The 14,103-nt window shown below is 37.9% G+C and carries 16 protein-coding genes; 9 read left to right on the forward strand and 7 right to left on the reverse strand.

What is annotated here, in order from left to right; genetic code table 11:
- Position 1: 1 nt before the first annotated feature.
- The 3 genes from EHQ31_RS17315 (at position 2) to EHQ31_RS17325 (ending at position 2,880) form a co-directional block, all read left to right on the forward strand.
- The gene (locus tag EHQ31_RS17315) at positions 2 to 1,660 is read left to right on the forward strand and encodes a hypothetical protein (RefSeq protein WP_244247455.1); all 1,659 of its coding nucleotides are present in this window, start codon (positions 2 to 4) and stop codon (positions 1,658 to 1,660) included.
- Between the two features lie 53 nt (positions 1,661 to 1,713).
- Positions 1,714 to 2,163, forward strand: a complete 450-nt coding sequence (locus tag EHQ31_RS17320; RefSeq protein WP_135572400.1) for an Rrf2 family transcriptional regulator — start codon at positions 1,714 to 1,716, stop codon at positions 2,161 to 2,163.
- Between the two features lie 69 nt (positions 2,164 to 2,232).
- On the forward strand, positions 2,233 to 2,880 hold the full coding sequence (locus EHQ31_RS17325) for an NAD(P)-dependent oxidoreductase (protein ID WP_135572403.1): 648 nt from the start codon (positions 2,233 to 2,235) through the stop codon (positions 2,878 to 2,880).
- A 71-nt stretch (positions 2,881 to 2,951) separates the two neighbouring features.
- On the opposite strand, the gene EHQ31_RS18990 is transcribed toward EHQ31_RS17325, so the two are convergent.
- The 6 genes from EHQ31_RS18990 to purF all read right to left on the reverse strand — a co-directional run bounded on the left by EHQ31_RS18990 (position 2,952) and on the right by purF (position 7,666).
- A complete protein-coding gene (locus EHQ31_RS18990) occupies positions 2,952 to 3,215 on the reverse strand; it encodes an SBBP repeat-containing protein (protein ID WP_244247456.1) in 264 nt (87 codons plus the stop codon).
- The gene (locus EHQ31_RS18995) at positions 3,215 to 3,364 is read right to left on the reverse strand and encodes a hypothetical protein (protein WP_244247457.1); all 150 of its coding nucleotides are present in this window, start codon (positions 3,362 to 3,364) and stop codon (positions 3,215 to 3,217) included. Before EHQ31_RS18995 ends, EHQ31_RS18990 begins: the two co-directional genes overlap by 1 nt.
- A 307-nt stretch (positions 3,365 to 3,671) precedes the next feature.
- On the reverse strand, positions 3,672 to 5,093 hold the full coding sequence (locus tag EHQ31_RS17335; RefSeq protein ID WP_244247458.1) for an SBBP repeat-containing protein: 1,422 nt from the start codon (positions 5,091 to 5,093) through the stop codon (positions 3,672 to 3,674).
- A 24-nt stretch (positions 5,094 to 5,117) separates the two neighbouring features.
- Complete coding sequence (gene queC / locus EHQ31_RS17340; RefSeq protein ID WP_135572405.1) at positions 5,118 to 5,864, reverse strand: 7-cyano-7-deazaguanine synthase QueC; 747 nt, start codon at positions 5,862 to 5,864, stop codon at positions 5,118 to 5,120.
- Positions 5,865 to 6,239, reverse strand: coding sequence for a 6-carboxytetrahydropterin synthase QueD (gene queD, locus EHQ31_RS17345; protein ID WP_100743536.1), 375 nt, complete (start codon positions 6,237 to 6,239; stop codon positions 5,865 to 5,867).
- Positions 6,239 to 7,666, reverse strand: coding sequence for an amidophosphoribosyltransferase (gene purF, locus EHQ31_RS17350; protein WP_135572407.1), 1,428 nt, complete (start codon positions 7,664 to 7,666; stop codon positions 6,239 to 6,241). The genes queD and purF overlap by 1 nt, the downstream gene beginning before the upstream one ends.
- Before the next feature lie 41 nt (positions 7,667 to 7,707).
- Here purF and EHQ31_RS17355 point away from each other — a divergent pair, with 41 nt between their 5' ends.
- From EHQ31_RS17355 to EHQ31_RS17380, 6 genes are all read left to right on the forward strand, one after another.
- A complete protein-coding gene (locus tag EHQ31_RS17355; RefSeq protein ID WP_135572409.1) occupies positions 7,708 to 8,928 on the forward strand; it encodes a ribonuclease D in 1,221 nt (406 codons plus the stop codon).
- Positions 8,928 to 9,548 (forward strand): NUDIX hydrolase, encoded by a 621-nt coding sequence (locus tag EHQ31_RS17360; protein ID WP_135572411.1) that lies wholly within the window; start codon positions 8,928 to 8,930, stop codon positions 9,546 to 9,548. The genes EHQ31_RS17355 and EHQ31_RS17360 overlap by 1 nt, the downstream gene beginning before the upstream one ends.
- 74 nt (positions 9,549 to 9,622) lie before the next feature.
- Entirely contained in the window at positions 9,623 to 10,648 is a 1,026-nt protein-coding gene (locus EHQ31_RS17365; protein WP_420844124.1) for a vWA domain-containing protein, read from the forward strand.
- A gap of 29 nt (positions 10,649 to 10,677) precedes the next feature.
- On the forward strand, positions 10,678 to 11,208 hold the full coding sequence (locus tag EHQ31_RS17370; protein ID WP_244247459.1) for a tetratricopeptide repeat protein: 531 nt from the start codon (positions 10,678 to 10,680) through the stop codon (positions 11,206 to 11,208).
- A 78-nt stretch (positions 11,209 to 11,286) separates the two neighbouring features.
- Positions 11,287 to 12,498, forward strand: coding sequence for a Crp/Fnr family transcriptional regulator (locus EHQ31_RS17375; RefSeq protein ID WP_135572415.1), 1,212 nt, complete (start codon positions 11,287 to 11,289; stop codon positions 12,496 to 12,498).
- A gap of 48 nt (positions 12,499 to 12,546) precedes the next feature.
- Entirely contained in the window at positions 12,547 to 12,852 is a 306-nt protein-coding gene (locus tag EHQ31_RS17380; RefSeq protein WP_135572417.1) for an STAS domain-containing protein, read from the forward strand.
- 143 nt (positions 12,853 to 12,995) lie between these two features.
- Here the strand turns inward: EHQ31_RS17380 and gmd are convergent, their stop codons facing one another.
- Positions 12,996 to 14,012: a GDP-mannose 4,6-dehydratase gene (gmd, locus tag EHQ31_RS17385; RefSeq protein ID WP_135572418.1), complete on the reverse strand. Its 1,017-nt coding sequence runs from the start codon at positions 14,010 to 14,012 to the stop codon at positions 12,996 to 12,998.
- Between the last annotated feature and the right edge of the window lie 91 nt (positions 14,013 to 14,103).

Raw genomic sequence — 14,103 nt, forward strand, 5'->3', positions numbered from 1 at the left:
GATGAGTTGGTATCATACTCGAGTCTCCAAAAACGAAGCTGCTGAAATACCAATTGCAAACACAGAAAGTGTATTCGGCGATTCTGGAACTGCTTGTTTTATTTCAAGTATCAAGTTTCAGGAAGTTGGAGCTACAAAAGAATCTACATTAAATTTAAATCCTATTATCGATACCCAATTTATAGAAAACATTCGAACCAATTTAAATCTTAAAAACAAAAATACAAAACATATCAAACATGTTTATGGAGTTCCAAAGTTTTGGCCTTATCTGAATGAGTTAAAATCATTTCGCACAAATAAATCTTTTGATCGCTTTAAACAAATTCAAAATCTTTCGATGGAACCTCAATATAAAAAAACGTTAACCAAGTATGCTGAATTTGCGGATTTAGATACATATTTTTTTACAGATGAAGATATTTTACTTAGCTTTTTAGAATTTGAATCTTGTGATACATATTATCAGTTTCATTATTTAAAAAGGGAGAAGGACAATTACAACCTCGTTCTGTTTTTAATTACTCTGGGCATTCTTCCAACGGCTAACTACGAAAATCATTATTTCACAGTTTATAAAAGAAAAGCAAATGATTTGAAACCTGCCATCATTACCTATAAGTTTGGATATAGAAGGCTAATCAGTTGGTTACTCTTACCAACGTTTAATTTATTTAATGAAGTAGAAAACTATAATAAAGATTATCGTTTTGTCGATCATACAAAAGACCAATTTATATCAGCTTTAGAAAATAAACATAGCCAACCTTTACCCATCAAACATTTGAATCCTGTTTACGGCGATGTTACAGGAGGAATGTATTTGTCTGATTCCGAACTTTTTAAAACACAAATCCCTGTGGATACAAGGTTTGCAGTCATCCGTGATGGTAAAAAAAACGTCAGCTTTTATGACCCTATCCACGGTCTTTACAAAATTCAAGCCGTCAATGTGAATGAAAAAATAAATTCAGATATCATAACGAATGGACTTGAAAAAACATTAAAAACTTTTATCACAACAAATCTTTTAGATAAGGTTAAGAAAAATTATCCAAAGTCAACGATCCTACATGAAATATACACACCCGAATATAGGGATGGAACATACACTTTTATTTTAGAAATTGCAAAACCAGAACCTGAGAACGATCTGTTTAAAAAAGAGTATTTTGTTTTTTCTTGTTTTAAATCACAAAGCCAGATTTATATATTATCCAGAAGTTTAGCAAATGACACTAGTTTAGATACCTTACAAAAGTTAGCTGAATTAAATATTTTAGATTTCTATTCACAGGTTACTTTCCAATCCAAATACATTGAACCCAAACCTCTCGATTTAGACATTGCAATGAACGATGGAAATAAAAAGTCAGATACCGACGAAGTGGACGATGATGGCGAAGAAGATGAGGAAGAGGAGGAATTAGTTGGTAGTGGCGGAGGAGTAGGAGGTGTTACCGGAACGATCGATTTAGGTGGATTACTATCAGTCTTAAAAGAAAGAACATATATTCCTAAAACAAAATTAGATATCAAACCTGGTAGGTTCCAATTCAATAATTCTCGTTTCCATACTCCAAAAATGAATAGTTCAAAATTTCATATCAAACCGGCCCGAACTAAGAACTTCTCTAATCCAGGTAAATGGCGGAAATAAAAATAACTTGCCACAAAATAAAGGTGTAACTTCTATGGTTACAAGTAGTTTTTATGTCGATTCCAAGTAGATATTCCGTAGCCATCCATATTCTGACGATTTTAGAAATGAATGGAGAAGTTTCCTCTGAGGAAATCGCAGGTTCAGTCGGTACTAACCCTGCCATCATACGTTTGTTACTTGGAAAACTAAAAAAAGCAGGTATCATTCGTTCGCGTAGGGGTGTCAAAGGATCTACATTGTCCAAACCTGCTAGAGAAATCAATTTGCTCGATATCTACAAAGCAACAGAAAAAGAAGAAACTTTATTTCTTTTGCATGAACATCCAAATCCGAATTGTCCCATTGGAAAAAATATCCAATTCACTCTAACGGGTATTTTAGATGAAGCGCAAAAAGCAATGGAAGATAAACTTTCAGAATATAGTTTATCCGATGTAAGTTCGGAGATTCGTCAAAAGACAGAATCGAAAAAAAAGGTATTTTATAAAAAACAAGCTTAAAGAGTAAAATTTTTTTAACTAAAGTTGTAATAATGTAAATTACACCATAACAATAAAGGAGATTAAAAAATGAAAATTACATTAATTGGAGCAACAGGGTTTATAGGAAACAAAACTCTGGAAGAAACATTGAATAGAGGATACCAAGTGACAACTGTTTTGCGTGATCCTTCTAAACTAAAAACAGAACACAAGAATTTAACAAAGGTCAAAGGAGATATTTTTGATACTGATGGATTGTCAAAAATCATTTCTGGTTCTGATGCAGTTTTAGATTCTTATAACCCAGGATGGACAGATCTTAATATTCGTGAAAACATGATCAATGGATCTTTATCGATTCTCGGTGCTACAAAAAAAGCGGGAGTCAAACGGATCATTGTTATGGGCGGAGCAGGATCATTAGAAGTGCAACCAGGAGTGCAGCTCATTGACACACCGGAATTTCCTAAAGAATATTTTGGCGGAGCAGATGGTGCCAGACAAATTCTAAACCACTTACGTTCAGAAAATGATTTGGAATGGACTTTCCTTTCTCCTTCTGCTGTTATCGAACCTGAAGGACCAAAAACAGGTAAATATCGTTTTTCAAAAGAATCCCTTCTAGTTGATACCAATGGACATAGCCATATCTCACTGGCAGACTTAGTAAAAGCTTTTGTAGATGAACTCGAAGAAAGAAAATATGTAAAACAAAGATTTACAGTCGGTTATTGATTAGAATCAACATAAAATACATTGTGTAAAACCTAAGACTTCTATGTTACACAATGTATTTGTATTAGTTCTTATCGGTACTTCATTAAAAATGCATCGGAAGTACCTAGTTTTGTTTGACCATCAATACCTAAATTAGCATCCCCTGTAATATAAACAGATCCCTTTTTATCAACAGACATAGCTCTTTTACTGGTCGTCCCGCCAGATATTCCAAGAAGTCGAACCCATTGAATGTTACCATTAGTGTTTAAAGAAATTAGATAGGAATCCATACTTCCACCTGGTAATGGATTTCCCATAAAGGTTCCAGAACCACCGACTTGCCCAGTCATTATAATATTTTTTGAATGAGGATCATATTGAATCTGTTGTCCATACGAACTGACACCACCATTGTCAATGAGTCTTGTCCAATTATAATCCCCGTTACGGTTGTACTTAAAGATAAAAGTATTTCTTCCGCCGAGTGCCGTTTCGCCATTTATGATTTGTTCTTCGGTGTTTCCCGTGATATATACATTTCCATCAGAATCTGTAGTGCCTCCAGATCCTAATGTTTCACTTGCCGTTGGGAAAAATTTTGTCCATTGTTTGATTCCTTGGTTGTCTTGTGGAACTACAATGCAATCCCAATCTTACAAGAAACAACGAAGTAACTGTGTTTTTAAAAATGATTTAGAGTTAATATCCGAAGGATGGTTAAACGATAAAACCTTACAATGCCATATACAAAAAATTATCAGCAGTAATAAGAATCGTATTCGCATATATAGTTTTTAATTGAGAAATTATTTATATTTAATGACAAAGGCATCTTTTGTTCCTGTTTTTACTTTGCCATCAAAGTTTCCAGTTGTGCCACCTGTCAGGAAGATGGTTCCATAACGATCTGAAGACAAACCCATTCCATCTAACGTTACTGAGGCGCTACCTGACAATCTTGTCCATTCTAAGTTTCCATTAAAATGGTATTTAGAAAAATAAACATCTTGAGTTCCATTCAAACTTACATTGGAAAGATTCCCATTAGTCCAACCTGTTGTGTAAACGTTCCCAGCGTTATCAGCATAAACGCCACGAGAGATAGTAGTTTTTCCCGATCCGGCACCTCGTAACTTCGTCCATTCCCTGTTTCCGCTCACATTGTATTTTATAAGTACTTCAGCTGTTGTACCAGAAAACGTTTGGCCATCAATCGGTAAACCAGTCAACTCACCTGTTAAATAAACGTTACCACGATGATCCGAAGAAACTCCACGCGCATAAACAGTAGTCAGCGCTTGGCCCACTTTTTTTGCCCAAGTATTGACTCCATCCTCGCGAAAAGCAGCGATAAAACTTTCCTGAGTATTTCCAATGGTTTGGCCTAAAAATGTTCCAGGGCCTGTGGCATGACCACAAACAAAAATTTGGTTAGAGTAACGATCGTATGTAATATTGAATCCGTAAATTAAACTACCTGGAGTCTCTGCTAGAACCCGAGTCCATAGTAAATTACCGGTACGATCATACTTAAATAAAATCAAATTATAAATTCCAGAAGCAATCTCTCCGTTAATATTTGTTAGCTGAGTGTACCCAGTAACATAAATATTCCCTTGTAAATCAGAAGTGACTCCTGCTCCAGCAATTATGGAACCCGAATTTCCATAAAATACTTTAGTCCAAAGTTTTTCACCCGATTGAGAATATTTTACTAAAACTAAACCATATTCTGTTGAAGTATATTCGCCAAAAGAACCTTGGGTTAGCCCTGTCACAATAATATCACCAAAAGAATCTACATGAATCGACTGCGCATCAGAAGTATAATTACCAGAAGAGCCTAATTGTCGAACCCACAGGAGATCTCCTACGGTGTTATATTTTGCAAGAAATAAGTCCGTATAAAAACTTGGAGAAACTTTCGATTGTCCAGGAAGTGCTCCATCTACTTTTCCAGCAATATAGTTATTACCATCAAAATCAGTTGCAGAGGTAAAAGAATTTGTTGAGACAGAGGATGAGCCACCTAACAACCTTGTCCATTGTTTAATACCATTGTTTTGTTGTGTAATTTCATAACATGGAACTAGTCTGAATACACAATTCCACAAGGCTGTTTCCAGGTATGCTTTGGTTTTTGTGTCAGATGGATTATTGAGATCTGTTAGTTTACAATCCAAACATATTAAAATCAAAATAATAAATAAAAGTTTTCGTATTTCCATAAAACACTTCCAAAAATGATAGATTCAAAAAGTTGGATCTAAAATGCCAGCTTCCAAAAATCCCTTTGCCCTCAAAATGCAAGAATCACATTTTCCGCAAGGTTTTCCATTAATAGGATCGTAACAAGAATGTGTTAGGTGGAGTGGTGCGTCTACTTCGATTCCGAGTTCAATAATTTCTTTTTTGTTTAAATGAAGCAGAGGCGTTTTAATTTGGATCGAATCACCATCACCACTTACACCTTTTTTTGTCCCGAGATTTGCCATATTTTGGAAGGATTCGATAAACTCCGGACGGCAATCGGGATACCCAGAATAATCTAGGGCGTTGACTCCAATATATATCGAATCATATCCATGACCTTCAGCCAGTGACAGAGCAAAGGATAAAAATAAAATATTACGTCCGGGCACATAGGTATTTGGAATTTCTTTTTCTATACCGCTAAACAGTGATTTGGCGTTTTTTCTAACCTTGATTTTTTTCTCTGTAAGCGAACTTCCTAAAAAAAATCCCGGATCCAATTTTTGAATCACATGTTTGATTCCTAGAAGTTTTGCTATTTTTTTACTTTTGATGAGTTCAATTTTATGTTTTTGCGAATAATCAAAAGAGAGTGCTAGTATTGGTAATTTTTTGTTTTTGGGATAACCAAATTCTTTGGCAGCAAAATAGAGGCAGGTTGTTGAATCCAGCCCACCTGACAGAAGTACAACGGCTCCTTTTTTCTCAGATTTAGAATGTGAAGAGGAATCCTTAGCGGAAACCATTTACTTTTTGGGACCTCTATACACACAGGAACTAGTACAAGTTTCGTACAATGTAATTTTATCGAGGAGTGGAAGTTTAGGTTTTAACTGGTTCCAGAGCCATACTGCAATGTTTTCACTTGTTGGATTTTCTAGGCCAGGGACATCATTCAAAACATAATGGTCCAAATGTTCGTCTAAGATTGGTTTTACGATAGATTTTAGTTCTCCAAAGTCCATAATCCATCCTGTATGTGGATCGATTTCACCCTTTAGATACACTGCAAAACGAAAACTGTGGCCATGCATTCTTTTGCACTTATGACCTTCAGGAACATTTGGTAAAAAATGTGCGGCTTCAAAACCAAAGGTTTTGGAAAGTTCAAGCTCTTCCATCACTCTTCCGTCGCGTATTCCGTAAATAAGGACTTTTGATTTCCCGCATGGTCTTGGAATTCTACCGGGTAGTTGGATGTAAAACATGCATCACAAAAACCCCCACCTTTATGACCTTCCACGGCCTTGTGCATTGTATCTAATGTCAAATAAGCTAGGGAGTCCACACGAAGGTATTTTTGAATTTCTTCAATAGTGTGAGTCGACGCAATGAGTTCTTTGTGGGTGGGAATATCAATTCCATAATAACATGGTGCTACTGTCGGAGGTGCGGAAACACGGAAATGGATTTCTTTGGCACCAGCGTTACGAATCATTTTAATGATTTTACGACTTGTGGTTCCACGCATCACCGAGTCGTCAATGATAACCACTCGTTTTCCATTCACTACTTCTTTCACTACATTGTATTTGATTTTGGCACCGAAGTCCCGAATCTTTTGGTCCGGTTCAATGAAAGTACGACCAATATAATGTGAACGAATGAGTCCACTTTGGTAAGGAATCCCTGACTCTTCACTATAACCCAGAGCCGCAATATTTGCAGAATCGGGGACAGGAATGATCACGTCAGCTTCGACAGGCATAACACGTGCAAGCTGACGGCCGAGAGATTTTCTTACTTTGTAAACTGATTCTTCAAAAATATAAGAATCAGGTCTTGCAAAGTAGATATATTCAAAAATACAAAGACTTGGTTTTGCTTTTGGGAATGGATAAAGTGACCTCATTCCTGTATGATCGATGACAACCATTTCTCCTGGTTCCACATCTCTTACGTATTCGGTATCAGTAATATCGAAAGCGCAAGTTTCAGAAGCAAATACAATGGCTCCGTCCGAACGTTTTCCCATAACAAGGGGCCTAAATCCGTTCGGATCTCGCACGGCAACTAAGTATCTGGGAGTTAAAACTAATAAGGAATAAGCGCCACGAACCTGAGCCAGTGAATCACAAAGTGCTTCCAGAAGATCTGTTTTATGGCTTTTTGCCATAAGGTGGACTATCACTTCAGAATCAATGGTAGTTTGGAAAATAGATCCGTCTCTTTCCAAACGATTGCGAATGTCCCAAGAGTTGACTAGGTTTCCATTGTGAGCAAGAGCCACAGGTCCTAAGTGGGATTCCACGCGGATGGGCTGGGCATTTCTAAGAAAACTCGCTCCCGTTGTGGAATACCGGTTGTGACCAATGGCCGAGTCCCCTATGAGCTCTTTAATCTTCGGTTGAGTGAAGATATTTGCCACAAGGCCCATATTGGCATACCGGTATAAGTGGGAACCATCTGTTGTGACGATCCCACTGGACTCCTGGCCACGGTGTTGCATCGAGTACAAACCTAGGTAGGTAAAATTAGCAGCTTCCTTGCTATTGTAGATGCCGTATATGGCACATTCTTCTTTTGGTTTGTCAGATTGGAGAATCATTGTTAGAATGACAATTGCAGTATTTCCAAAATCCCAATTAGATGCAAATCAATTCCAACTATATTCTCGTTGATACAGCAAAAGCTTTGGATTTAGCTCTGATTAATCTCAGACAGTCCAAAATCATGTCCATCGACACCGAGTCCTCCGGTTATTACACGTACTACCCCAAAGTTTGTCTCATTCAGATCAATTCTAATGGCAAAAATTACCTGATTGACCCTCTAAAAATCACAAATTTGTCAGCTTTGGGTCCTTTGTTTGAAGATCCGAACATTCTCAAAATCTTCCATTCGGCACAAGACGATATCAAAGCCTTAAAAAGAGACTTTGGGTTCAAATTTGTGAACACGGCAGATACAATGATCAGTTCTCGTTTATTGTCACTAGAACAAAGTTCATTGTCCCATGTGGTAGAACATTATCATAAAGTAACACTTTCCAAAGTAGAACAGAAGTCTAATTGGGAAATTCGCCCCCTCCAAAAACAACAGCTAAAATACGCAGCTCTTGATACTGCTTATTTAGAATCCATTTGGTTAAAAATGGAAGAAGAGTTAAAACGTAGAACTCTGTATGAAGAAGCAAAATCTGAGTTTGAATTTATTGCCTCTGAAGAGTATGTTGCCAAAGAAGGAGAAGGATTCTCCCTTGGAAAATTTCCTGACATTCTTAATTTCACTCCGCTCGAAAGAAGAAAGATTTTAGAACTCCTTCGTTACCGCGACGAAAAAGCAAAACGAATCAACAAAGCTAGTTTCCGCGTTTTTAATAACGACAAACTATCTCAAGCTGTCAAAGAACAACCTAACGAAGACAAATGTATCGAATGGTTTGGTAAAAAGGATGGATCAGAAATCTACAAACTGTTAATAGCAGAATATAGCGATCCCATTGATACCTCAGAACTTTCGAAACGTCACGGGGAAGATCTAAACGAAGAAGAAAATCATAAATTTGAAAACGCTAAGAAATGGCGACTTCGTATTATGCGCGCTAGACGAATGGAACATTCTCTTCTACCTTCCAACAAACAACTCATCGTTATTTTACGAGCAGCACCAAAAAACTTAGAAGAACTAAAAGCACTCCATGTGTTTTCGGATTGGAAAGTACAAAACTATGGTCCAAGTTTACTTGCTGCTATCCAAGGACTTCCTTTTGATTCGATGATCAACCGTTTAGTGGCCATTCGTTCCAAAGAAGCATTTGTTGCCAAACGTAGGAAAAAACAAAACCAAAACTCGAAAGACGAGAGTTGATGATACCCTACGAGTCCTTTGTAGAAAAACTTTCAAGGGACTTCGAAGAAATTCCTGACACATCAGAAATCAAGTCGGGAGTGATTTTTCCTTTGTTTGGATCCAAAGATTCGGCAGAAGGTATCATTCTTACAGAGCGCTCCAAACATCTAAAATCTCACCCTGGCCAAATTTCATTTCCAGGTGGAGTTAAAGAAAAAGAGGATCCCAATCTCCTTGTCACTGCCCTTCGGGAATGGGAAGAAGAGATGGGTGTACAACGTTCTACCTTAAACGTCCTCGGAAAACTGGAAGGTCTCCATACGAGGACCGGTTTTCATATCACCCCGTTTTTGGCCATTTATGAAGGTGATTTTACTTTCCCACACAATACAGAAGAAGTGGAACGAGTCATCCTCCTCCCCTTTTCCGACCTTTGGACAAAACCGTTTTATGCCATTCAAGTCCCAGGCAGGGAACATTTTGCTTATTATTTTGATTTAGGTGATGGTCTCCTTTGGGGTGCCACCTGCGAAATGATTTTACGATTCCTACGAGACCATTCTTCCTTTGACAGGACACCTCTTCTTGTGAAACCAAATCTGTTGAAACCTCCTTTTTTAGATCCCAATTCCCTCTAAGGTCAAATTCCGTTTTCGCCGATGTTGTAAAGGTGCGGAAACAAAACCAAAACAAAGACCGGCGATTCAACAAAATCTCTGTCATCGTATGTTGTTGTTTGTTTTTTCTTTTCGATTTCCCAGTTTCGACCCAATCACAACCTAACAAACGATACGTTTTCATTTTAGATGCCAGCGGCTCCATGTCTGAAAAATGGGATGGGAAAACCAGGATGGCGGTTGCCAAAGAAAAACTTTTACAAGTTCTTGGTGGATTGCCAAAGGACGTGAGTGTGGGTCTTGTTGCCTACGGAAACCGAATTGCAGGTTGTTCCTCAGCCAGATTGTACCACCCTATTCAACGAGGGGCCGCATCCATTGTCAGTCAAAAGATTTCCTCAATCATTCCAGCAGGTTCTACGCCGATTGCTCAAACCTTAAATGTAGTTGGTGAGTTTCTTTTGAATGATGTACAAGAAACTGAAATTATTTTTATCTCTGATGGTGTGGAAAGTTGTGATGGTGATCCCAAAGCAGTACTCTACCAATTGAAAAATTCTGGAAAAAAATTTCGTTTGCAAGTGTTAGGGATTGATATTGATCCGCAAGGAGAAGAAGATCTAAAAAGACTTTCAATTCTTGGTGATGGAAATTATTATTCTTTAAAACGTCCCGAAGATTACGATTCTTCCTTCAAACGGATCTTTTTTAAATCCGAAGGGGAACAGGCTCTTGCCACTGAAACTACGAAATCCAGTACAAACCTACCCGCAAACTCCCAAATCAAAATTTTAAATATTCTACCATATGAAGACGGATCTGAATCCGGTTACATTCTAAATTACGAATACAACGCACCATCGAATACTTCCTATATGGTTCAGTTATATCTTTATCCAACAGAAGAAAAACTTAGAAGTTTTCCCGTACCTCCACTGCGAGAGCGCAGGATGGGTGACCTCACCAAACACCAAATTGAATTTAAATCGGGACCAGAAGGAAAAGGAAATTGGATCTTTCGATTGCCCACAGGAAAACGGATGCGGGCCTCAGCAGAATTATGGGATTTGACAGGAATTCCGAAAATTCTTGCCCTTTCTGAAGAAAAACCCGTTCAGTAGAATCCTAGTTTCGACCGAAATTGATAGTAATGAGACAGAATTCTACAGTTTGGTATCTTTTCCGACAGGCCATTTCCGCACTGGGAATCTTGATTTCACTGGGATTTTTGCCCCTTTTCGCAGAAAGTTCTACCAACCAAATTTTTGCCAATGAACGCACCAAACAAGGTGAACTTCTTTACCAAAAAGCAAAAGAGTTTTTGGATGATCGATACCATTACCAATCCGTAGAATCTTGCAAAAGTTTTCTGTTACTTTATCCGGGCCATCCTAAAACAAGAGATATCCGGAAGATTTTAAGTTCCAACTACCGCATGACGGGAGATATTTTAGCTCTTGCTGAAAACGAACTAAAAACTTATAAAGAATTTCCTAATACTGAAGAAGGCCTCGAATCCTACCTGATTTCAGGAAAAGCCTTTGTCCGAATGGGCCGGGAAGATAAAGCCTATCAGATTTTTCAGGACATTATTAAAAATACGTATTCCAGTAAAATTGCCCAAGAAGCGGAATTAGAACTGACTCAGATGGAAATTTTAGGAGAGAGTAAAAATAAGTAATTTTTACGAAAATATTGCCCTAGGGATCTCCGATAATAAACTAGGCACGTTGAGCAAAAAGGGTTCAGAGATTTAAGAATGTCGTTTTTTCAAATGGTTACTTTCCCAGCGAACTCCTACATTATTGTAGAGGGGAAAAAGGATGCGAATAATTTCTATATCATCCGTGAGGGGAAGGTACGTGTCACGCGTGAGACTGCAGTTGTCGGAGAAGATCCTAACCAAGTTTTAGGACCTGGTGACTTCTTTGGTGTGGTTGCGGCCATGAGCCAACACCCACAAATCGAATCTGCTACTTCCCTAACTAATGTATCTTTAATCTCTGTTAGTTACGACCAATTTGGAACCCTAATCCAAAAGTCCACTGCGGTGGCAATGAATATCATTCGTTTCTTCTCGATGAAGTTACGACAATTTGATACCACCATTACTCGATTGTCTTTTCGCAATGCAGTCGAAGAAGATCCAAACGAACTTTTTAAAATTGGTGAATATTACTTCCAGCAGCAAAATACATCACATGCAACGTTTGCTTACCAAAGTTATTTAAAACACCTTCCGAATGGTCAGTTTGTGCCACAGGCAAAACTACGATTGCAAACTAGCAACCAACCATTCCAAGCACCTCCCATTGATTATAATAAATTCAATCGAAACTATAAAGATAGTGAGATGATCTTTTGTGAACACGAGCCGGGTAAGGAATTATTTATCTTACAAAGTGGAAAGGTTAAAATTTCCAAAATTGTAAACCAAAACGAAGTGATGCTCGCTGTTCTCCAAGCTGGAGATATTTTTGGAGAGATGGCTATCCTTGATAACAAACCACGCTCTGCTTCAGCAGTGGCGGCCGGTGACGTAGAACTTCTTGCTATCAACAAAGCCAACTTTGAAGGTATGGTAAAAGCCCAACCACAATTGGCTACAAGGCTCATCACTCTGCTTTCCGAAAGAATTTGGATTGCTTACAAACAATTAGCAAACTTACTCCTGAAAGATCCTCAAGGCCGTATTGTTGATACACTGATGACTTTGGCTGAGAAAAATCGGATCAAAGTAACGCCTAAACAAGCTTATAATTTTGAAATTGGGACCAAAGACCTTCTCAAAATGGTGGGTTTAACGGATCCAAAAGATGAACTTTTGATCGCCGATATCATGAAGAATAATAAATTTATTCGTATGGATATGGGAAAAATTGTTTGTACGGACATGGCTGAGCTAGAAAAACTCGTCCAATTCTATCATAAAAAGGCTAACATGGAGAATAAGCTAAAGAAGCTGAAATAACTTCTTGCCAGTTTTTTTCTCCTGACTTATGTTAGAGGCCACGGAAATATGAGCGATAAGATACTAGTTGAAGAAAAGGGTAATACGATCCGCGTTCGTTTTATGGATCAAATTCTCGACGGAAATGCACCGGAGTTACGGGAAATATTAGCGGAGATTCTGGAAAAGAATGTCCAGGAAATTTCTTTGGATTTGGAAAAGGTAGTGATCGTGAGTTCCCTTGGAATCTCTCGTTTGTTATCATTTAAAAACAAAGCCGATGAAAAAAAGATGACAGTGAAAATTGTCAACATCCAAGAAAAACTAAAAGAAACTTTGAAAAAATTGATGTTAGATCAGTTTTTCGGCATTTAAACCGAGTTTAGATTCTTTTCCTATAAAACCTAACAACACATTCGAAATTTTAAACCAAGAGTTTGTCAACCGGTACAAAACTCTTGGAATTACAACCTAAGACATGATTGCCTATCTTAGGTCTGTGTTTTTGTGGTGTGAGATTAAAATCCTTGGTCCCTTAGATCTGCTTTCATCATGATTTGAACCAATTCTTTGAATTTTACCTTTGGTTCCCAACCTAACTGACGTTTTGCTTTTTCAGGATTTCCAATTAAAAGTTCAACTTCCGTAGGTCTGTAGTATTTTGGATCTATTTTTACGAGAACTTGGCCGGATTTTTTATCCTTACCCACTTCTTTATCGTCTTTCCCTTCCCATACTACTTCAAAACCAGCAATTTTATAAGCCTCTTCAATAAACTCACGAACTGTATGTGTTTCATTGGTTGCCACTACATAATCATCAGGAGTGTCTTTTTGTAACATCATCCACATCATTTCCACGTAATCAGGTGCATATCCCCAATCGCGTTTGGAATCAATGTTTCCCATAGTAATATGCGGAAGTTTTCCTGCTTTCACAGCAGCAACACCGAGTGTGATTTTTCTTGTTACAAAGGTTTCTCCGCGTCTTGGAGATTCGTGGTTAAATAAAATTCCATTGGATGCGTGCAATTTGTACGCTTCACGATAATTGACAACAGCCCAATACGCATAAAGTTTTGCTACAGCATAAGGAGAACGTGGATAAAATGGTGTTTTTTCTGTTTGTGGCACTTCTTGGACAAGGCCGTAAAGTTCCGAAGTAGAAGCTTGGTAAAATCGGGAGTTGATTCCTGTTTGTTTAATCGCATCTAAGATTCGTAATGTTCCCACAGCGTCCACTTCTGCCGTATATTCAGGGACTTCGAAAGAAACTTGAACGTGGGATTGTGCTGCTAGGTTATAAATTTCTGAAGGTTGGATTTTTTCTAAGATTCGGTTTAGGTTCGAGGAATCTGTCATGTCTCCATAATGTAAGTGGAGATTCGGGTTTCCATGCAGGTGTTCAATGCGATTGCGATTGAAAAGGCTCGTTCTACGAACGATTCCGTGGACTTCATATCCTTTTTGTAAGAGGAGTTCTGCCAGATAGGACCCGTCTTGGCCTGTGATTCCGGTGATGAGTGCTTTTTTCATAGATCAGGGATCAGTATTTTAAGTTTCTTCGGTAAGAAAAGGAAAAATGGGTCAGGAGAGGTAAATAATCTGAAAATTTAAGACCGATTTC

Origin of the sequence: Leptospira montravelensis, from assembly GCF_004770045.1 — a bacterium.
Taxonomy (GTDB): domain Bacteria; phylum Spirochaetota; class Leptospiria; order Leptospirales; family Leptospiraceae; genus Leptospira_A; species Leptospira_A montravelensis.